The sequence below is a fragment of the Pseudomonas sp. MH9.3 genome, assembly GCF_034354675.1.
Classification (GTDB): Bacteria; Pseudomonadota; Gammaproteobacteria; order Pseudomonadales; family Pseudomonadaceae; genus Aquipseudomonas.
In genome coordinates this window covers 3,324,845-3,345,224 of record NZ_CP133785.1, presented here as the reverse complement: position 1 = coordinate 3,345,224, position 20,380 = coordinate 3,324,845, and the positions used below count along the sequence as shown (strand labels likewise).

18 protein-coding genes are annotated in these 20,380 nt (G+C 63.1%); 10 read left to right on the top strand and 8 right to left on the bottom strand.

All coding sequences use genetic code 11. From position 1 onward, the window contains the following. Positions 1–4: 4 nt before the first annotated feature. From RHM60_RS14805 to RHM60_RS14780, 6 genes are all read left to right on the top strand, one after another. Positions 5–868, top strand: coding sequence for a LysR family transcriptional regulator (locus RHM60_RS14805; RefSeq protein WP_209986024.1), 864 nt, complete (start codon positions 5–7; stop codon positions 866–868). A gap of 143 nt (positions 869–1,011) precedes the next feature. After that, on the top strand, positions 1,012–2,076 hold the full coding sequence (locus RHM60_RS14800; RefSeq protein ID WP_231422751.1) for a putative 2-aminoethylphosphonate ABC transporter ATP-binding protein: 1,065 nt from the start codon (positions 1,012–1,014) through the stop codon (positions 2,074–2,076). Between the two features lies 1 nt (position 2,077). Next, positions 2,078–3,784 (top strand): putative 2-aminoethylphosphonate ABC transporter permease subunit, encoded by a 1,707-nt coding sequence (locus tag RHM60_RS14795; protein ID WP_322212127.1) that lies wholly within the window; start codon positions 2,078–2,080, stop codon positions 3,782–3,784. Between the two features lie 19 nt (positions 3,785–3,803). Then, on the top strand, positions 3,804–4,826 hold the full coding sequence (locus RHM60_RS14790; RefSeq protein ID WP_231422749.1) for a putative 2-aminoethylphosphonate ABC transporter substrate-binding protein: 1,023 nt from the start codon (positions 3,804–3,806) through the stop codon (positions 4,824–4,826). Positions 4,827–4,950: 124 nt separating this feature from the next. Beyond that, the gene (locus tag RHM60_RS14785; RefSeq protein ID WP_322212126.1) at positions 4,951–6,084 is read left to right on the top strand and encodes a TIGR03364 family FAD-dependent oxidoreductase; all 1,134 of its coding nucleotides are present in this window, start codon (positions 4,951–4,953) and stop codon (positions 6,082–6,084) included. Next, positions 6,084–6,638, top strand: a complete 555-nt coding sequence (locus tag RHM60_RS14780; protein WP_231422747.1) for a phosphonate degradation HD-domain oxygenase — start codon at positions 6,084–6,086, stop codon at positions 6,636–6,638. Before RHM60_RS14785 ends, RHM60_RS14780 begins: the two co-directional genes overlap by 1 nt. On the opposite strand, the gene RHM60_RS14775 is transcribed toward RHM60_RS14780, so the two are convergent. Both RHM60_RS14775 and RHM60_RS14770 read right to left on the bottom strand, forming a co-directional pair. Continuing rightward, on the bottom strand, positions 6,635–8,002 hold the full coding sequence (locus RHM60_RS14775) for a DUF3482 domain-containing protein (protein ID WP_322212125.1): 1,368 nt from the start codon (positions 8,000–8,002) through the stop codon (positions 6,635–6,637). The genes RHM60_RS14780 and RHM60_RS14775 overlap by 4 nt on opposite strands. Further along, positions 7,995–9,374, bottom strand: coding sequence for a DUF2868 domain-containing protein (locus RHM60_RS14770; protein WP_231422745.1), 1,380 nt, complete (start codon positions 9,372–9,374; stop codon positions 7,995–7,997). The genes RHM60_RS14775 and RHM60_RS14770 overlap by 8 nt, the downstream gene beginning before the upstream one ends. A gap of 69 nt (positions 9,375–9,443) precedes the next feature. Here RHM60_RS14770 and RHM60_RS14765 point away from each other — a divergent pair, with 69 nt between their 5' ends. After that, on the top strand, positions 9,444–9,956 hold the full coding sequence (locus tag RHM60_RS14765) for a dihydrofolate reductase (RefSeq protein ID WP_322212124.1): 513 nt from the start codon (positions 9,444–9,446) through the stop codon (positions 9,954–9,956). An 84-nt stretch (positions 9,957–10,040) separates the two neighbouring features. On the opposite strand, the gene RHM60_RS14760 is transcribed toward RHM60_RS14765, so the two are convergent. Continuing rightward, positions 10,041–11,432 (bottom strand): L-cystine transporter, encoded by a 1,392-nt coding sequence (locus RHM60_RS14760; RefSeq protein ID WP_322212123.1) that lies wholly within the window; start codon positions 11,430–11,432, stop codon positions 10,041–10,043. A gap of 242 nt (positions 11,433–11,674) precedes the next feature. Between RHM60_RS14760 and RHM60_RS14755 the strand changes: the two genes are divergently transcribed. After that, a complete protein-coding gene (locus tag RHM60_RS14755) occupies positions 11,675–12,733 on the top strand; it encodes a haloacid dehalogenase-like hydrolase (RefSeq protein WP_209985998.1) in 1,059 nt (352 codons plus the stop codon). A gap of 127 nt (positions 12,734–12,860) precedes the next feature. On the opposite strand, the gene ilvD is transcribed toward RHM60_RS14755, so the two are convergent. From ilvD to RHM60_RS14740, 3 genes are all read right to left on the bottom strand, one after another. Beyond that, complete coding sequence (gene ilvD, locus RHM60_RS14750) at positions 12,861–14,702, bottom strand: dihydroxy-acid dehydratase (RefSeq protein WP_322212122.1); 1,842 nt, start codon at positions 14,700–14,702, stop codon at positions 12,861–12,863. Positions 14,703–14,927: 225 nt separating this feature from the next. Further along, on the bottom strand, positions 14,928–16,118 hold the full coding sequence (locus RHM60_RS14745) for an MFS transporter (RefSeq protein ID WP_209985992.1): 1,191 nt from the start codon (positions 16,116–16,118) through the stop codon (positions 14,928–14,930). 176 nt (positions 16,119–16,294) lie between these two features. Continuing rightward, the gene (locus RHM60_RS14740) at positions 16,295–17,491 is read right to left on the bottom strand and encodes a class I SAM-dependent rRNA methyltransferase (RefSeq protein ID WP_209985989.1); all 1,197 of its coding nucleotides are present in this window, start codon (positions 17,489–17,491) and stop codon (positions 16,295–16,297) included. 153 nt (positions 17,492–17,644) lie between these two features. On the opposite strand from RHM60_RS14740, the gene RHM60_RS14735 reads away from it, so the two are divergent. Next, positions 17,645–18,511, top strand: a complete 867-nt coding sequence (locus tag RHM60_RS14735) for an HDOD domain-containing protein (protein WP_209985986.1) — start codon at positions 17,645–17,647, stop codon at positions 18,509–18,511. A 21-nt stretch (positions 18,512–18,532) separates the two neighbouring features. Further along, positions 18,533–19,345 (top strand): bifunctional DNA-formamidopyrimidine glycosylase/DNA-(apurinic or apyrimidinic site) lyase, encoded by an 813-nt coding sequence (gene mutM, locus RHM60_RS14730; RefSeq protein WP_209985983.1) that lies wholly within the window; start codon positions 18,533–18,535, stop codon positions 19,343–19,345. A 123-nt stretch (positions 19,346–19,468) separates the two neighbouring features. Here the strand turns inward: mutM and RHM60_RS14725 are convergent, their stop codons facing one another. Together RHM60_RS14725 and coaD are read right to left on the bottom strand one after the other, a co-directional pair. Then, positions 19,469–19,720 carry a YfhL family 4Fe-4S dicluster ferredoxin gene (locus RHM60_RS14725; protein ID WP_003213796.1) on the bottom strand — a complete coding sequence of 84 codons (252 nt, stop codon included), beginning with the start codon at positions 19,718–19,720 and terminating at the stop codon, positions 19,469–19,471. A gap of 128 nt (positions 19,721–19,848) precedes the next feature. Then, the gene (gene coaD / locus RHM60_RS14720; RefSeq protein ID WP_003234650.1) at positions 19,849–20,328 is read right to left on the bottom strand and encodes a pantetheine-phosphate adenylyltransferase; all 480 of its coding nucleotides are present in this window, start codon (positions 20,326–20,328) and stop codon (positions 19,849–19,851) included. Between the last annotated feature and the right edge of the window lie 52 nt (positions 20,329–20,380).

The following is a 20,380-nucleotide window of genomic DNA, read 5'->3' as shown; positions in this document are numbered from 1 at the left end:
GGGTGTGCTGAGTGCCGAGCTGAAAGCGTTTTTCATGGTCGCCCGCCTGGGCAGCATCACCCAGGCGGCAAAAAAGCTCGGCCTGAGCCAGCCCACCGTCACCACCCAGATCCGTCATCTGGAAAGCCAGTACGGCATTGAGCTGTTCTACCGTGGCGGGCGCCGCCTGACGGTCAGCGACGACGGCGCGCGGATGCTGCCGATGGTCAAGGCGCTGTTGCAGCAGGAAGCGGATATCGAGTTTTTCCTGCGCAACAACGGTCAGGTGCAGGGCGCGCTGAGAATTGCCGCCACGGCGCCGTACTACATTCTTGACCTGGTCAAAGCCTTCCGCGAGCGCCTGCCGCTGGTGGACGTGTCGGTGGAAATCGGCAACTCGCAGCAGGTGCTTGAAGCGCTGGATGACTACCGCGTCGACGTCGCCGCGTCTTCGCAGCTGCTGGAAGACCCACGGCTGATTCGTCGCGTATTGGGCAGCGACCCGCTGGTGCTGGCGGTGCATCGCAATCATCCGCTGGCTGCGCTCGATCATGTGCCGCTGACGGCGCTGGCCGGGCACACCTTGTTGATGCGCGAAGCAGGCTCCACCACGCGCCGACTGACCGAAGAAATGTTGCAGGGCGCTGGCGTGAGTTACGGCCCGCTGCTGGAAATCGGCAGCCGCGAATCGATCCGCGAGGCGGTGCTGCGCAATATCGGTATCAGCATCATTGCGCGACAGGAAGTGCCCCATGACCCGCAATTGCGCGTGCTGACCATCGAGAATGCGCCGCAGATTCCGGAGTATCTGTACTGCCTCAAGGAGAGGAAGGGCGCGCGCTTGCCGGCGGCGTTTCTGGGGTTGGCGCAGGAAATGTCGCCGCTCTGAGGTTTTGTGGTGGCCCAGACAACTCATTCCTTAAGGCCTACCCAAACCCACCAATACCACTATCACCGGGTTTTGCCTTCCTGCCACACCCGCGACGCATTGCCCCCCTAGCATGGCCTTCATCCGTTTGATGAGGTGCCCCCATGAACACAGCCCTGAACAACCCCGGTGCGCCGATGCGCGTGCGCGGTATCCAGAAACGCTTCGGTGCCTTCACCGCGCTGGACAACGTGTCCCTGGACGTCGCCGCCGGCGAGCTGGTGTGCCTGCTGGGCCCGTCCGGTTGCGGCAAGACCACCTTGCTGCGCTGCATCGCCGGCCTTGAGCGCCAGGACAGCGGTGAGCTTTACCTGGGCGAGCGCGACGTATCGCTGTTGCCGCCCCAGGCGCGGGACTACGGCATTCTGTTCCAGTCCTACGCGCTGTTTCCCAACCTCACCGTCGAAGCGAACATCGGCTACGGCCTCACCGGCAGCGGCCGCGATGAAGTGCGCCAGCGCGTCGGCCAGATGCTCGAACTGGTGGACCTGGTCGGCAGTGAAAAGAAATACCCCGGGCAACTCTCCGGCGGCCAGCAACAACGCGTGGCCCTGGCCCGCGCCCTGGCTCCGGCGCCGTCGTTGCTGTTGCTGGACGAACCCATGTCGGCCCTCGACGCCCGGGTGCGCGAGCACCTGTGCACCGAGCTGCGCCAACTGCAACGGCGGCTGGGCGTCACCACGCTGATGGTCACCCATAACCAGGACGAAGCCATGTTGATGGCCGACCGTATTGCCGTGATGAACAACGGCAAGGTCGAGCAATACGCCACACCCCAGGCGATCTACGACCGTCCGGCCACGCCGTTCGTGGCCGAGTTTGTCGGCCAGGGCAACTGGCTGCCGTTCAGCCGCAACAGTGCCAGCCACGCTCAGGTCGGCGGGTTGAACATGCGCCTGGCCGACGACGCGGGCGTGGCCACCTCCGGGCGGCTGTTCTGCCGCCCGGAAGCCATCAGCGTCAACCCGCCTGTGCATGAAGAAAACCTGTTTCCGGCCAAGGTGCGCGAGATCACGTTCCTCGGCAACCGCTGCCGCATGAGCTTCGAGCTGGAGCACTTGCCCGGCCACCCGCTGCTGGCCGAACTGGCCCCGGAAGCCATGCCGCGCCTGGGCGCCCAGCACATTTGGGTGGCCCTGCCACCGCGCAGCCTGCAGGTGTTCGCCTAAGATGGCGGCGGTCATGACGTTACCGCGCCAAGTGTCCCGCGCTGAAATGGGCGACCGCCTGTTCGTGCTCGGCGGCAAGCTGGTGTGGTTGCTGCTGCTGGGCGTTGCGGTCCTGCTGCCATTGCTGGCGATCTTCTGGCGCGGCTTCAGCAGCGAGGCCGGGCAGGGCGGCGGGCTGGTAGCGGCGCGGGAACTGGTCACCAGCGACAACTTCCACTGGTTGCTGGGCAATAGCCTGAAAGGCTCCCTCAGCGTGGCGGCGATTGTCGTACCGCTGGCCTACCTGTTTGCCTACGCCCTGCAACGCACGTTGATCCCCGCCAAGCCGATCTGGCGCGGCCTGTCGTTGCTGCCGCTGATGGCCCCGTCGATGCTGCCGGGGATTGCGCTGGTCTACCTGTTCGGCAACCAGGGCCTGCTGCGCGGCTTGCTCGCGGACAATATCTACGGCTTCTGGGGGATCGTGCTGGGGGAGGTGATCTATACCTTCCCACACGCCCTGATGATTCTGCTCTCGGCGCTCTCGCTGGCGGATGCGCGGCTGTTCGATGCCGCATCCAGCATGGGCGCCAGCCCCGCCCGGGCGTTTCGCAGCATCACCTGGCCAGCCACGCGCCAGGCAGTGTTCGCGGCGTTCTGCCTGGTGTTTACCCTGACCATCACCGACTTCGGCGTGCCGGTGGTGGTGGGCGGTGATTATCAGGTGCTGGCGCTGGAAGCCTACAAAGCGGTGGTCGGCCAGCAACAGTTTGGGCGCGGCGCGTTGATCGGCATGGTGTTGCTGCTGCCGGCGCTGATCAGCTTTGGCGTGGATACCTGGTTGCGCCGTCGCCATGGCGACGCCATGAGCGGCCGCGCCCAAGTCTTCCGGCCGGCGCCATCGCGGGCACGGGACGCCTGCTACCTGGCCATCGTGGTGCTGATCTGCGCCGTGCTGTTGCTGGTCTTCGGCATGGCGGTGTACTCCTCGCTGGTGAAATTCTGGCCGTACAACCTGTCGCTGTCGCTCAGTCACTACCAGTTCGAAGACACCGCCGGCGGCGGCTGGCTGGCCTATCGCAACAGCCTGATCCTGGCGCTGTGCAGCGCATTGATCGGCAGCGTGCTGATCTTCACCGGCGCTTACCTGATGGAAAAAACCAGGGGGCAGAAGGGCCTGAACCTGGCCCTGCGCCTGCTCAGCTTTGTGCCGATGGCGGTGCCGGGTCTGGTTTTGGGCCTGGGCTACGTGTTCTTTTTCAATCTCAACGGCAACCCGCTGCATGTGTTCTACGGGACCATGACCCTGCTGGTGGTGTGCACCATTGCGCATTATCTGACCACTGCGCAGATGACCGCCACCACTGCGCTGCGCCAGTTGGACGCCGAGTTCGAAGCCGCTGCGCTGTCCCTCAAGGCGCCGCTGTACCGCCATTATTTGCGCGTAACCGTGCCGATCTGCCTGCCGGCGCTGCTGGACATCGTGCGCTACCTGTTTGTGTCGGCGATGACCACCGTGTCCGCCGCCATCTTCCTCTACAGCCCCGACACCATCCTCGCCGCCGTCGCCGTGTTGAACATGGACGACGCCGGCAATGTGGGCGGCGCGGCGGCGATGTCGACCCTGATTCTGTTCACCTCAGGCAGCGTCTCGCTGTTGCTGGCGTGGGCCTCACGTGGCGCGTTGCGCCGCTCTCAAGCCTGGCGCCAGAGCGCGCCCGGCCAATAACCCTTGAAGGAGGTGTTCCATGTTCAAGCCCCTGACGCTGGTCGCTGCCGTCCTCACCGCATTCAGCCTGAATGCCTTCGCCAAGACCGAACTGACCGTGTACACGGCCCTCGAAGCCGAGCAGTTGAAGACCTACAAACAAGCCTTCGAAAAAGCCAACCCTGACGTCGAGATCAAATGGGTGCGCGACTCCACCGGCATCATCACCGCCAAGCTGCTGGCCGAAAAAGCCCGCCCGCAGGCTGACGTGGTGTGGGGACTGGCGGCATCGAGCCTGGCGATCCTCGATCAGCAGGGCATGCTTGAAAACTACGCGCCGAAGGATCTGGACAAGATCGGCAAAAACTACCGCGACGCCGCCAACCCTCCGGCCTGGGTCGGCATGGACGTGTGGGCGGCGACCATTTGCTTCAACACCGTTGAAGCCGAGAAACAGGGCCTGACCAAGCCGGTGAGCTGGCAGGACCTGACCAAGCCCGAGTACAAGGGCAAGATCGTGATGCCCAACCCGGCGTCGTCCGGCACAGGCTTCCTCGACGTCAGCGCCTGGCTGCAAACTTTCGGCGAGAAGCAGGGCTGGCAGTACATGGACGACCTGCACCAGAACATCGGCCAATACGTTCACTCCGGCTCCAAGCCGTGCAAGCTGGCCGCTTCCGGGGAATTCCCGATTGGTATCTCGTTTGAATACCCGGCCGTGCAGTTGAAACGCCAGGGCGCGCCGCTGGACATCATCCTGCCCAAGGAAGGCCTGGGCTGGGACATTGAAGCTACCGCTGTGATGAAGGGCACCGCCCACGCCGACGCGGCCAAAAAGCTCGCCGACTTCTCCGCCAGCCCTGCGGCGATGGACCTGTACAAGGACAACTTTGCCGTGCTCGCCCAACCGGGCATCGCCAAACCGCAGACCGAATTGCCGGCGGACTACGAGCAGCGCCTGATCAAGAATGACTTTGCGTGGGCGTCGAAGAACCGCGACAGCATCCTCACCGAGTGGCGCAAGCGCTATGACGGCAAGTCGGAGAAGGTGGCGGGCCAGTAAGGTTTTCTTTAAGGCTGATGGCCTCATCGGGAGCAAGCCCCCTCCCACATTTGAATGTGTTCGCACAGCAACTGTGGCAGGGGGCTTGCTCCCGATAGCGGTCTCACATTCAGGGCATCACTCCATGACACAACACAGTGATCTGTTAATCGTCGGCGCCGGCATCCTCGGCCTGTCCCACGCCTACGCCGCCGCCAAGCGCGGCCTCAAGGTCAAGGTGTTCGAGCGCAGCGCCACGCCGCTGGGCGCCTCGGTGCGCAACTTCGGCCAGGCCCTGGTCACCGGGCAGCCGCCAGGCACGATGCTTGACCTGGCGCGCGAAAGCCGCGCCATCTGGGGCCACTGGGCCGAGGTTGCCGGGCTGCAACTCAAGCGCAATGGCGCGTACCTGTTCGCCCGCACCGAAGCAGAAGAGCACCTGCTCGAAGCCTTCTGCGCCGGGCGTGCCCGTGAATACGGCTACAACGTCGAGCTGTTGCAGGGCGCTGCGATGCGCGGCCTCTACGACGGCCAGTTCCGCCATCACCGCGCCGCGCTGCATGGCAAGGACGATCAGCAGCTGTATTCGCGCGAAGCGATCCCGGCGCTGATCCACTACCTCAGCCAGGCGCTGAACGTGGAGTTTTATTTTTCCACGCTGGTGCGCGACGTCGAACCCGGCCAGTTGCACAGCACGGCGGGGAGTTTTCGCGGTGAGCAGATCATTGTCTGCTCCGGCCACGACTACCAGACCCTGTTGGCCGAGCCGATCGCCCAACTCAACCCGCATATCTGCCGCCTGCAAATGCTGCGCGCCCGGCCTGCGCGCAATCTGAACCTGCAACATGCCTTGCTCACGGGCCTCAGTTGTGTGCACTACGGCGCGTTTGCCGACTTGCCCGAAGCCGCGCCGGTGCAGGCGCAGATACTGCGCGAGGCGCCGCACCTGCATGAACACGGCATTCACCTGCTGATCAGCCCTACGCCCCATGGCGAACTGATCATCGGCGACTCCCACGACTACGGCAGCGATGCCTCGCCGTTCAATGCCGAGCAGGTCGACGACTGGCTGCTCGAACTGGCCGAGCAGACCCTGGGCTGCAAGGTCCAGGTGGTCGAACGTTGGCAGGGCGTCTATGGCTCGCGGGGGCCGGGTCCGTTTTCATTCCTGCGCACGGCACCGGGCGTAAGCGCGGCATTGATGCACACCGGCGTGGGCATGAGCGTGGGCCCGGCGCTTGGCGAGCGCAATATCACCACGTTGTGGGGGGAGGCGTGATGGACCGGGAGCAGGCGATAGCCGAGGTATTCGGCCTGTACGAGCAGCACGGCACGGCGGATTACATCGGCGAGCCGGTGTCGCAGCTCGAGCACATGTCCCAGGCCGCGCAACTGGCGATGGCCGAGGGTTTTGACGATGAAGTGGTGCTGGCGGCGTTCTTCCACGATATCGGCCACTTGTGCGGGCAGGGCGGCGAGAACATGGGCGGTTATGGCGTGCTCAGCCATGAGCGACTGGGCGCGGACTACCTGCGCCGTGCCGGTTTCAGCGAACGCCTGGCCCGGCTGGTGGAATACCACGTGCAGGCCAAGCGTTACCTCACCTTCAGTCAGCCGGGCTATTACGCGCGGCTAAGCGAAGCCAGCCGGCGCACCCTGGCTTATCAGGGCGGCGTGATGAGCGCCGAAGAGGCGCTGGCCTTTGAACAGGACCCGCTCTGCGCGGTTAGCCTGCGCCTGCGTCATTGGGACGAGCAGGCTAAAGCCGTGCAGGTGCCGGTACTCGACCTCGACCTGCTCAAGGTCAAGGCACGGCAGGTGTTGGCGGGCTAGGGCTCGTCCAGTCGCCCTGCCAGGGCTTCGACCTGTTCGTGGCGTTCGGCCTGGCTCAGTCTTGCGCCGGGGTTGAGGGACGACCATTGCGGGTAGGCGCGGGCCTTGTGCAGTGCGTCCGGCAGCTTGCCTTCGCGCCAGGTTTTGTCCTGGGGCGTGTCGACCTTGATGCTGTGCACCGCCGCATGGCCGCGCAGGTTCAGGGCCTTGAGCAACTGGCGCTGGCGCAACGCGAGCAGACGCAGCACGCTGTCGTCGACGGTCAGTTCGCGCTGGCCCTTGATCTTGCCCAGCAGGCGGCTGCCGTAGCTGCGTGCGGTTTGCAGCGCGCCGCCGGCAATTGCGCCGGCAAGCGCGGCGGCGCCGAGGGTCAGGCCACCGACCAGTAAATCCACGCCAGCACCTGCTGCTGCGCCGGCAGCGATCCCGCCGCCGACGCGCACGCCCAATTGCTTGAGGGTTTGCGGGTTGAACAGGTCATCACCCCAGCGCCCGTCCAGCAGTGGCAGGTCGCTGGCGGCGGCGTCCTGGGGGCGGAAGCCGAACAGCTTGAGCAACGCCTCCACGCATTTTTGTTCGCGCTGGCGCACGGCTTTGCGCAGATCGCCGACGGCTTGCTGCTCATCTTCGGTCACCACGCTGCGTCGGCATGCGGCGCAATCAATCAACAGCTCGGCGATCAAGCGGGCGGCGCTTTGCTGGCGGGCCTGGCGTTGGGCGTCCTGGTCGAGAATCAAGCGTTCCAGTTGTGGTCGAGCGTTTTCCAGCAGCAGGGCCAGGCTTTCGTACAGGCGGCGTTCACCGTCTTCGGGCGGCGCCACGCTGTCGAAACGCACCAGCGCATGCAGGCCGAGGCGCGCCAGGGCTTCGCGCCAGTCGGGCTCGCGGTGCTCGCTGCTGCTGACAAAATTGAGCACCGGCAGCAACGGTTTGCCGCAACTGGCCAGCACCTGCAGCTCATCGCGGTACTTGGCCAGCACCGGCTCGCGGGCGTCAATCACATACAGGCCGGCGTCCGAGGCCAGCAGTTGGCGCAGCACCTTGGCCTCCTGTTCGAAACGCTGGCGCGCTTCGCTGCCGTCGAGGAAGCGGGCCAGACGCGCCGGGCCATCGAGGCGTTCGCCGGGACGGTCGAGGCGTTCCAGATAGTCGAGCAGGGCGATGGCATCTTCCAGGCCAGGCGTGTCGTACAGCTCCAGCAAGGCTTCGCCATCCACCGACAGGCGCGCGCCTTCCACATGCCGCGTGGTGCTGGGGCGATGGGAGACCTCGCCGAACCCCACGTCACGGGTGAGGGTGCGCAGCAGCGAGGTCTTGCCCACGTTGGTGTGGCCGACCACGGCGAGTGTCAGCGGTTTAGTCATGACCGGTCTCCAGCCAGTTCAGTGGCGCGCTGTCGGCGAAGGGCAGTTCCAGCTGTTGCAGCGCGCTGTGCCAATCGCCCAGGCGCTCGGCGTCCAACGCCTGGCCGGGCGGCGCTTGCAGCAGCCACACGCGGGTGGCGGTGGCACTGCGCGCCAGTTCAGCGATCAGCGCCAGGCTACCGCGATCCGGCGAGCGGCGCGGGTCGCAGGCGATGGCCAGGCGTGCGGGCGGAAAGCGCGTGAGTTGTTCCAGCAGCGTGTTGCGCGATTCGCGGCTGTCGAGGATGCCAGCGTGCTTTACGTTGGCGGGCAGTTTGGGCGGCCAGCTGCGTTGATCGTCCAGTTCGATGGCCACCAGCAGCGCGCCGTCGCTCGCCAGGTCGCTGATGCCGCCGGTGATGTGATGCAGCTGTTGCGGCGCGGCATCGTTGACCCCAAGACGCTCGCTGCTCGGCATCAGCCGCTCGCGCAGTTGACTGTAGCCGGGCAGGTTGAGGTCCAGGCTCAGGGCGGCGCGCCCGTGTTTCCAGCGCCACAGGCACAGCAAAGCGAGGACCAGTCTTGGCAGCACGCCGTACACCAGCAACACCCCGACCAGCCAGGCAGCCCAGGCCTGGCGGGCGCTTTCGATATTCAGCGCGGCGTCGCCGCTGGCGCGGATCATCTCGACGTTCGGCACGTTGAAACCGAGCGCGGCGGGCGCGGCGCCAAGGGCCTGGGTCACGGCGACAAAGCTGTCGGCACTGAGGATGGTGGTTTCCCACACGAAGCCGTAGCGGCGGGTGGCGAGCAGTGTCAGCACAATCACCAGGGCGCTGAGCAGGGCCAGCAGCCACAGGCTGTTGACCAGCACGCCGACTGCCCAGCGATTGAGTTTGCGGCGTTGCAACAGCAGCAACAAGGCGGGCGCCAGTTGGGCGACCCTGGCATCGCGTGCAAGTTTTTCGCTGAGCCACAGCCACAGGCGCCCGAGGCTGGCGCTGTGTTCGCCGGCAAACAAAAGGCCCAGTGCCCAGCTCATCAACAGGATCAGGTTCAAGCCGAGCAGGCTGCCCAGGGCCCAAAACACATTCACGGGTACAAGGCCGTTACCCAGCGCGGCAAACCCCAGGCCGGCGCCGCTGATCACGGCCACGATGGCCAGCAATACCAGCGCCAGACGCGCGCCTTGCAGCCAGCGGGTGAGGGCGGCGCTCAGCCCGTCGCGCTCGGCCAGGTGCAGGGCGCGGTGCACAATACGTGTCGGCAGGTCGCCACCGGCCGCGCGGGCCAAGCGGTTGGCTTCGAGGTCTTCCAGGGGGCCGGCGTGTTCTTCGCGCAGGCGCACGGCTTCCGTCAGCCAAAGTTTTTGCAGGGGGGTCAGTGCTGTCACGCGCGGTCCTGTTGAACAAGTGAGCCTGGAGCATAACCGCAGTCTGGCGGGTCTGGTATTCTCGTCGCCATGAAAAAAACTCTCCCTTTAAGCCTGATCGCAGCCCTCGGTGAAAACCGCGTGATCGGCGTCGACAACAGCATGCCCTGGCATTTGCCGGGGGATTTCAAATATTTCAAGGCCACCACCCTGGGCAAGCCGATCATCATGGGGCGCAAGACCTGGGATTCCCTGGGCCGACCGTTGCCGGGGCGCTTGAACCTGGTGGTCAGCCGTCAGACCGACTTGGCGCTCGAAGGTGCGCAAGTTTTTCCGTCGCTGGAAGCGGCGGTGCAGTGCGCTGAACAATGGGCGCTGGCGCAAGGTGTGAACGAGCTGATGCTGATCGGCGGCGCGCAATTGTATGCGCAGGGGCTGGAACAGGCTGATCGGCTTTATCTGACGCGAGTGGCGCTGAGCCCGGAGGGGGATGCGTGGTTTCCCGAGTTTGATCGCAGCCAGTGGACCCTGGTGTCGACTGTCGAGAATGCGGCCGAGGGGGAAAAGCCGGCGTACAACTTCGAAGTGTGGGAAAAAGCCTAAAAGCATCGCAGGCAAGCCAGCTCCCACATTTGAACTGTGAATATATTCAAATGTGGGAGCTGGCTTGCCTGCGAAAGCGATCTGTCAGGCCTGCGCTAACTCTGCATGCTCATCGGCCTCCAGCAAGGCCTTATCCGTCTGCCCCATGATCTGGCTGGTAATCGCGCCGGCCGTCATTGAGCCGTTCACGTTCAGCGCCGTGCGGCCCATGTCGATCAGCGGTTCCACGGAAATCAGCAGCGCCACCAGTGACACCGGCAAGCCCATCGCCGGCAATACGATCAACGCGGCAAAGGTCGCGCCGCCGCCCACGCCAGCCACACCGGCGGAACTCAAGGTCACAATCGCCACCAGGGTTGCGATCCACAGCGGGTCCAGCGGGTTGATGCCCACGGTTGGCGCAACCATTACCGCCAGCATCGCCGGGTAGAGACCGGCGCAGCCGTTCTGGCCGATGGTCGCGCCGAACGAGGCGGCAAAGCCGGCGATGGATTGCGGGATGCCCAGGCGACGGGTCTGCGCTTCAATGCTCAGCGGAATCGCCGCCGCGCTGGAGCGGCTGGTGAAGGCAAAGGTCAGCACCGGCCACACCTTGCGGAAAAACCGCAGCGGGTTGACCCCGGCCAGCGACAGCAGCACGCCGTGCACCACAAACATCAGGCCCAGGGCCAAGTACGACACCACCACGAAGCTGCCGAGCTTGATGATGTCCTGCAGGTTGGAGCTGGCGACCACCTTGGTCATCAGCGCCAATACACCATACGGCGTCAGTTTCATCACCAGGCGCACCAGGCGCATCACCCAGGCTTGCAGGGTGTCGATGGCGTTGACGACCTTGCGGCCTTTTTCCACGTCGTCCTTGAGCAGTTGCAGCGCGGCAACCCCGAGGAACGCGGCGAAGATCACCACACTGATGATCGACGTTGGCTTGGCCCGGGCCAGGTCGGCGAACGGGTTGGCCGGCACGAACGACAACAGCAATTGCGGGATATTCAGGTCGGCGACCTTGCCCGCGTAATCGCTCTGGATCACTTGCAGGCGCGCCATTTCCTGGGTGCCGGCCACCAGCCCTTCGGCGGTGAGGCCGAACAGGTTGGTCAGGCCGATGCCGATCAATGCCGCAATTGCCGTGGTGAACAGCAGCGTACCGATGGTCAGGAAGCTGATCTTGCCCAGGGACGAAGCGTTATGCAGGCGCGCCACGGCACTGAGGATCGAGGCGAACACCAGCGGGATCACGATCATTTGCAGCAGTTGCACGTAGCCGTTGCCGACCAGGTCGAACCAGCCGATCGAGGCCTTGAGCACAGGGTGCCCGGCGCCGTAGATGGCGTGCAATACCACACCGAACGCAACGCCGAGCGCCAAGGCAAACAGCACCTTTTTCGCCAGGCTCCAGTTCGTGCGACGGGTTTGTGCCAGGCCCAGCAGCAGGGCCACGAACACCAGCAAGTTGAGGATCAGGGGCAGATTCATTGAAGCTCCAATGAGAAGGCAGCCAATCGCGAGAGCCTGCGATTGCGAACCGGGAAGGCTAACACCTTGAAATATATTGATTTAATACCGATATGGAATGGTGACTGTCGTTTTTGGAATAAGCATGTGACGTTCAGGCGTATGTGTCTGCCGCAATCACGATGTGCACGGTCGTGCACGACATGGGAACTGTCACAGGGATTTGTTAGGGTCGGTGTCTTTCACTCAGGGAACCAACGCCTATGAAGCTCGCGCCGAAACTTCTTGCCGCCGCACTTTGCCTCGGTCTCGCCAGTCAGGCGTTCGCCGCCACCGAGTTGAAACACTGGCCTGCGCCGGCCGCCAAGCAATTGAATGAAATGATCGCGGCCAACGCCAACAAGGGTAACTACGCGGTCTTCGACATGGACAACACCAGCTACCGCTACGACCTCGAAGAGTCCCTGCTGCCCTACATGGAAAACAAGGGGCTGATTACGCGTGACAGTCTCGACCCCTCGCTCAAGCTGATGCCGTTCAAAGACACCGCCGAGCACAAGGAAAGCCTGTTCAGTTACTACTATCGTTTGTGCGAAGTGGACGACATGGTCTGCTACCCGTGGGTGGCCCAGGTGTTCTCCGGCTTCACCCTCAAGGAGCTGAAGGTGCAGGTGGATGAGCTGATGGCGTCCGGCAAACCGGTGCCGGTCAGCTATTTCGAAGGCGACGTGGTGAAGAAATCCGAGGTGCAGCCGCCGAAGGTCTTCACCGGCCAGGCCGAGCTGTACAACAAGCTGATGGAAAACGGCATCGAGGTGTACGTGATGACTGCCGCGTCCGAGGAGCTGGTGCGCATGGTCGCGGCCGATCCGAAGTACGGCTACAACGTCAAACCCGAAAACGTTATCGGCGTGAGCACCCTGCTCAAGGACCGCAAGACCGGCGAGCTGACCACCGCACGTAAACAGATCGCCGCCGGCAAGTATGACGAGAAGGCCAACCTTGGCCTGGAACTCACCCCTTACCTGTGGACCCCGGCGACCTGGATGGCCGGCAAGCACGCGGCGATCCTCACCTACATCGACGAATGGAAAAAACCGGTGATCGTCGGCGGCGACACACCGACCAGCGATGGCTACATGCTGTTTCACGACGTGGACGTGGCCAAGGGCGGCATCCACCTGTGGATCAACCGCAAGGACAAATACATGACCCAACTGAACGGCATGATGGCCAAGCACGCAGCGGCGCAGGCCAAGGAAGGGTTGCCGGTGACGGCAGACAAGAACTGGGTGATCGTCAAGCCTGACGAGATTCAGTAACTCCGGGTGCACACAGGCAACTGTGGGAGGGAGCAAGCCCCCTCCCACATGTTTGATCCTCATTGCCCGGGGACTTTCTCCAGGCAAAAAAATGCCCCGCAGCTGGCGGGGCATTTTTTGGGCGAGCTTACAGGCCGTCGAGCATCGCCTTGTTACGCACCGCGCCCTTGTCGGCACTGGTGGCCAACAGCGCGTAAGCCTTCAAGGCGGTGGTGACTTTGCGCGGACGCTTCTCCACCGGCTTCCAACCCTTCTTGTCCTGCTCGACCCGGCGTGCCGCCAGTTCTTCATCGCTGACCAACAGGTTGATCGAGCGGTTCGGAATGTCGATCAGCACCTTGTCGCCATCCTGCACCAGGCCAATCGCGCCGCCGGCAGCAGCTTCCGGTGAGGCGTGGCCGATGGACAGGCCCGAGGTGCCGCCGGAGAAACGGCCGTCGGTGAGCAGGGCGCAGGCTTTGCCCAGGCCCTTTGATTTCAGATAGGACGTGGGGTAGAGCATCTCCTGCATGCCTGGGCCGCCTTTCGGGCCTTCGTAGCGGATGATCACGATATCGCCTTCCTTCACTTCGTCAGCGAGGATGCCACGTACCGAGCTGTCCTGGCTTTCGTAGATCCTGGCGCGACCTTCGAACACATGGATCGACTCATCCACACCGGCGGTTTTCACCACGCATCCGTCGACGGCGATGTTGCCGTACAGCACGGCCAGGCCGCCTTCCTGGGAATAGGCGTGCTCGACGCTGCGAATGCAGCCGTTTTCACGGTCGTCGTCCAGGGTGTCCCAACGGGTCGACTGGCTGAACGCGGTCTGCGTGGGGATACCCGCCGGGCCGGCCTTGAAGAAGTGATGCACCGCTTCGTCGTCCGTCTGGGTGATGTCCCATTTGGCGATGCCTTCGGCCAGGGATTTGCTGTGCACGGTCGGCAGGTCGGTGTGCAGCAGGCCGCCACGGGCCAGGGAGCCGAGGATCGAAAAGATCCCGCCGGCGCGGTGCACGTCTTCCATGTGGTACTTCTGGATGTTCGGCGCGACCTTGCACAACTGCGGCACGTGGCGGGACAGACGGTCGATGTCGCGCAGGTCGAAATCGATCTCGGCCTCTTGAGCGGCGGCCAGCAAGTGCAGGATGGTGTTGGTGGAACCGCCCATGGCGATGTCCAGGGTCATGGCGTTTTCGAACGCCTTGAAGTTGGCGATGTTGCGCGGCAATACCGACTCATCGTTCTCGGTGTAGTAACGCTTGCACAGCTCGACGATGGTACGGCCGGCCTGCAGGAACAACTGCTCGCGGTCGCTGTGGGTGGCCAGTGTCGAACCGTTGCCCGGCAAGGCCAGGCCCAGGGCTTCGACCAGACAGTTCATCGAGTTGGCGGTGAACATGCCAGAGCACGAACCGCAAGTCGGGCAGGCACTGCGTTCGTATTCCGCGACCTGCTCGTCAGAGGCGCTGGAATCGGCGGCGATGACCATGGCGTCCACCAGGTCGAGGCCGTGGGAGGCGAGTTTGGTCTTGCCGGCTTCCATCGGGCCGCCGGACACAAAGATCACCGGAATGTTGAGGCGCAGGGCGGCCATCAGCATGCCAGGGGTGATCTTGTCGCAGTTGGAGATGCACACGATGGCGTCTGCGCAGTGGGCGTTGACCATGTATTCGACGGAGTCGGCGATGATCTCGCGGCTCGGCAGCGAATAGAGCATGCCGTCATGGCCCATGGCGATGCCGTCGTCCACGGCGATGGTGTTGAATTCTTTCGCTACACCGCCGGCGCGTTCGATTTCGCGGGCGACCAATTGGCCCAGGTCCTTGAGGTGCACGTGGCCGGGCACGAACTGGGTAAAGGAGTTGGCAATCGCGATGATCGGCTTCTTGAAGTCGTCATCCTTCATCCCCGTGGCACGCCACAGTGCGCGCGCGCCGGCCATGTTGCGGCCATGGGTGGATGTTTTCGAGCGGTAATCTGGCATGGAACACTCCGGGCGGCTAATCAGGTTCTTGAGGGGAGTGAGCTTCTATGGACATCTGACACACTCAGAAAATGGCTGTGTGCGCAAAAGTTGCCTCTCGCGTTGCGGGATCGCCGCATGCTGGGCCTTGAGCTCATAAACCCGCCGGGGGATGACTGGCGATGAATAGCGCCGATTCTACACCGCTGGGGGTTTGAGGGAATGGCCCGGATGTGAAGATAGCGGCTACAGGACGTGCGGACGATCACGGATCAGCGCGTTCAAGCCGAGCCCGACGGCGCTGAGGATTAAGAAGCAGAGGGCGAGGGCCGTGGTCAGGTTGGCGCTGGCCAGGTTGACCACCAGGCTGATCAGGCCGCCGCACATGAAAATCAGCAGGCTGCCGGCGGAGGTCGCTGTGCCGGCGAGCTGCGGGTAGAGCGTCATGGCCCTGGAGTTGGCGATGGGGCGACAAATGGTAGTGCCAGCGGTGCAGATCAGCATGGGGATTAAAACGGCGGCGGCAGACAGGCCCCATTGCCAGGCCAGCCAGAGCATGACCAGTCCCGAAAAAGCGATCAGCAACAGGCCTGCGTTGATCTGCCTGTCGCCGGTCATCCTGCGGTGCAGGATGCTGGCCATGACGCCGCCCAATACGTAAGCCGCGCCGTACAGCAGTAGTGCCCAGGCGAACTGATAGGCCGAGAGGTTCAGGCGCTCCATGAAGATCACGGGTGACATGACGATAAACGAGAAATGGCAGGCAAAAGCCAGGGCGGAAATCAGCCAATAGCCGACGAAACGAAAGTCGGAAAACAGCAGCCAATAGCCGCTGAAAAACTGCCGCAATGAAGGGCGATGAGTGCTGCGCGAGTCGTGCATCAGGCGTGCAGACCAGAGCCATACCGCAGTGGCGAGCATGATGAAGACATAAAAACTCGCCTCCCAGCCGCCGTAAAGTTGTAGCCAGGTGCCCATCAGCGGCGAGCTGGAGATGAAAATCCCGCCGGCGGTGGTCATCCATATTCGAATTCGCTCCAGCTCCCGGCCCGCAAACACGTCCTGGATCAGCGCCTGCGACAAGGCGAACGCCCCGCATCCCACCGCTTGAAGCACGCGAAAGCCGACAAACCAGCCGAACGTCGGGGCCAGCAAGCAACCCACTGCGCCGGCTGCTGACACAGCGATGCCGATCAACAACAGTTTTTTGCGACCGAACATGTCGGACAACGGCCCGATCAACAGCAGCGAAACGGCCAGGCCCAGGGCGAAAATGCTCACTGATTGAGCAACCTCGGAAGGTGTTGTGTGAAATTGACTGGACAGCGCGGGGAAGGAGGGGAGTACCACGTCGAGTGGGAAGACCGCGAGCAGTGTCATGGTCATCAGTAGCGTGACGAAGGATGTTTTTTGCGTAGTTGATGCGAGTGCAGACATGGGGGTTTTCCGGTTTAAAACCAGAGACCGATAGTAGTCTGCGAAAAATCGAATTCAATCAAAACCGGGTGGGAAGCTTCCCTGATTCGCGTAGTGCGCAGCCGTAAGAAAAATCTTCATGGCGCCACATAAGCAGATGTGGGAGCGGTTTGCTCCCACATTTGATCTGCGTTCTATCAGCTGTTAGGCAGCAACCGGCACGTAATGCTCTTGATATACCGCGTCTCGACAATCGCCGGGTGCACCGGGTGGTCCGGGCCCTGGCCGCCGCGTTCGAGCATCTGGATGTTGCGGTCCAGGTGGCGGGCGCTGGTGAGCAGGATGTTTTGCAGGTCGTCTTCCGGCAGGTGCATGGAGCACGAGGCGCTGACGAGGATGCCGTCCTTGCTGAGCAGGCGCATGGCTTGCTCGTTCAGGCGGCGGTAGGCGCCTTCGCCGTTTTTCATGTCTTTTTTGCGTTTGATGAAGGCCGGTGGGTCGGCGACGATTACGTCGAAGCGTTCTTCGCTGGCTTTGAGTTCTTTCAACGCCTCAAAGACGTCGCCTTCGATGCAGGTCATCTTCTCGGCAACGCCGTTCAGCGCAGCGTTGCGCTCCACGCCGTCGAGGGCGAAAGACGAGGCGTCGACGCAGAACACCTCGCTGGCGCCGAACGCGGCCGCTTGCACGCCCCAGCCGCCGATGTAGCTGTACAGGTCGAGCACGCGTTTGCCCTTGGCATACGGGGCCAGGCGCGCGCGGTTCATGCGGTGGTCGTAGAACCAGCCGGTCTTCTGGCCCTGGATTACCGGGGCTTCGAATTTCACGCCGTTTTCTTCCAGCGCCACCCACTCCGGCACCAAGCCGAACACGGTTTCGACGTAGCGGTTAAGGCCTTCGGCGTCGCGCGCGGCGGAGTCGTTCTTGAACAGGATGCCGCTGGGCTTGAGCACTTGGGTCAGCGCGGCAATTACGTCTTCTTTGTGGGCTTCCATGGTCGCTGACGCGATCTGCACCACCAGAATGTCGCCGAAACGGTCGACCACCAAACCTGGCAGCAGGTCGGAATCGCCGTAGACCAGGCGGTAAAACGGCTTGTCGAACAGGCGATCACGCAGGGACAGGGCGACGTTGATGCGGTGCACCAGCAGGGATTTGTCCAAAGGCAACTTGATGTCACGGGACAGCAGGCGGGCGCAGATCAGGTTGTTGGGGCTCATGGCCACGATGCCCAGGGTCTTGCCGCCGGCCGCTTCGAGGATGGCCTGGTCGCCCGCCTGGAAGCCGTTGAGTGGGGTGGCGGCCACGTCGATTTCGTTGCTGTAGACCCACAGGTGGCCGTTGCGCAAACGACGATCGGCGTTGGCTTTGAGACGCAGGCTTGGCAGGGACATGACGTCGCTCCGGAAAAAAGAGCGGGAGTATACCGTGTTGTGTAGGAACTCGCCCCGCCGCCGGACATGTGGGAGCGGTTTCAGTTCGGTATTTGGGTGTCGGCGAAGTCTTCATAAAGGTTAGAATCGCCGCCTAGCCCAGAGTATGTACTTATGTCCCAAGAGCTTTCCGCCGAGCAGATCCAGCAGGCCCTGCAAGGTATCAGCGTACCGCCCCAACCGCAGATCATGGTGGATTTGCAGATGGAGCAGTACATGCCCGATCCGGACCTGGGCGTCATCGCCCGGTTGATCGCCCAGGACCCTGGCCTGTCCGGCGCGTTGCTGAAAATCGTCAACTCACCGTATTACGGCCTGAGCAACAAGATCGCCTCGATCCAGCGCGCGGTGAACCTGCTGGGCAGCCGCTCGATCATCAACCTGATCAATGCGCAGTCGATCAAGGGCGAGATGAGCGATGACACCATCGTCACCCTCAATCGCTTCTGGGACACCGCCCAGGACGTGGCCATGACCTGCCTCACCCTGGCCAAGCGCACCGGCTCGCAGACCGTCGATGAAGCCTACGCCCTGGGCTTGTTTCACGATTGCGGCGTGCCGCTGATGCTCAAGCGCTTCCCCGACTACATGACGGTGCTCGAGCAGGCCTACGCCAATGCCGGCCCCGACTGTCGGGTGGTCGACACCGAGAACAACGCGTTCAACACCAACCATGCGGTGGTCGGCTACTACACCGCCAAGTCCTGGCGCCTGCCGGAGCATGTGACCGACGCTATCGCCAATCACCATAACGCCCTGGCGATTTTCAGCGATGAGTCGTCGCGCACTCCGCAGCTTAAAAACCTGCTGGCGATCCTGAAGATGGCCGAGCACATCTGTTCCTCTCACCGCGTACTGGGCGGTCAGGCAGAAGACCATGAGTGGAATGCCATCGGTCACCTGGTGCTCGATTACGTCGGCCTGTCGGACTACGACTTTGAAAGCATGAAGTTGTCGATCCGCGAGCTGGGCGCGAACTGACCCGTCAGCCAAGAGGTACACATGCCCGAGTTACCCGAAGTCGAAACCACCCGTCGCGGGATTGCGCCGCACCTGGAAGGCCAGCGCGTCAGTCGCGTGGTGGTGCGCGAACGGCGCCTGCGCTGGCCGATCCCGGAGGACCTGGATGTGCGCCTGTCCGGGCAGCGCATCGTGGGAGTGGAGCGGCGGGCCAAGTACCTGTTGATCAATGCCGAAGTGGGCACGCTGATCAGCCATCTGGGCATGTCGGGCAACCTGCGCATGGTTGAAATCGGGCTGCCGGCGGCCAAGCATGAGCATGTGGATATCGAGCTGGAATCGGGCCTGGCGCTGCGCTACACCGACCCGCGCCGTTTCGGCGCCATGCTCTGGAGCCAGGACCCGCACAACCACGCGTTGCTGCTGAGCCTGGGGCCGGAGCCGTTGACCGACCTGTTTGACGGCGAGCGGCTGTTCCAGATGTCCCGTGGGCGGTCGATGGCGATCAAACCGTTCATTATGGACAACGCGGTGGTGGTGGGCGTGGGCAATATCTATGCGACCGAAGCGCTGTTTGCGGCCGGGATCGATCCGCGTCGGGCGGCGGGCGGTATTTCGCGGGCGCGTTATTTGAAGCTGGCGATCGAGATCAAGCGGGTGCTGGCGGCTGCCATCGAGCGCGGCGGCACCACGTTGCGCGACTTTATTGGCGGTGACGGGCAGCCGGGGTATTTCCAGCAGGAGCTGTTCGCCTACGGCCGGGGCGGCGAGGCGTGCAAGGTGTGCGGGACCGAGTTGCGCAATGTGCTGCTGGGGCAGCGGGCGAGTGTGTTTTGCCCCAGGTGTCAGCGCTGATTGCCGGGTGATGGCTGAGATTGCCATCGGGAGCAAGCCCCTCCCACATTGGGTCGCCTTCAACTCGGTCCAGTGTGGGAGGCTGCTTGCTCCCGATGAGGCCCAGCAGGGCAACCTAACTGTTCAGGCCTTGCCGGTAATCAACCGGTACTTCTCCATCAACTGCTCTTCAGTTTCAGGGTGGGCCTCATCCAGCGGAATGCAATCCACCGGGCACACCTGCTGGCACTGCGGTTCGTCGTAGTGGCCGACGCACTGGGTGCACAGGTTGGGGTCGATCACGTAGATCTCTTCGCCCTGGGAAATCGCAGCGTTCGGGCACTCGGGTTCGCAGACGTCGCAATTGATGCAATCGTCGGTGATGATCAGGGACATGGAAACTCCTGCCAGGGCTGTCAGCCAAGGCAACTGAAAACGACTAATGCGCGCAATTGTGCCGCATTGGCGCCCGCAGTGCGAGCGCACATGACCTGCGGCAATAGGCGAGAGACGCCTGGCAGCCCCTACTTCTTGAAGCGCAGTGTCAGCGCATCCGCCACGGCGGGGTGAACGAACTTGGTGATATCTCCGCCCAGCGCGGCGATTTCCCGCACCAGCGTCGACGAAATGAACGAGTAACGCTCCGAAGGCGTGAGGAACAGGCTCTCAACGTCCGGTGCCAGTTGGCGGTTCATGTTGGCCAGCTGGAATTCGTATTCGAAATCCGACACCGCGCGCAGGCCTCGCAGGAACACATTGGCGTTCTGCTCCTTGGCGAAATGCGCCAGTAACGTCGAAAAGCCCACCACTTCGACGTTGGGCAGGTGCCGGGTGACCTCACGCGCCAGTTCCACGCGCTGCTCCAGGGGAAACAGCGGGTTTTTCTTGGGGCTGGCAGCGACCGCGATGATCACATGGTCGAACAGGCGAGAGGCGCGCTCGACCAGATCGCCATGGCCTTTGGTAATCGGGTCGAAGGTTCCTGGATACAACACTCGGTTCATCGCGTCGTCCTGGCGGAGTCCGTTGGGGAACCGGATGGTATCGCAGCCATCC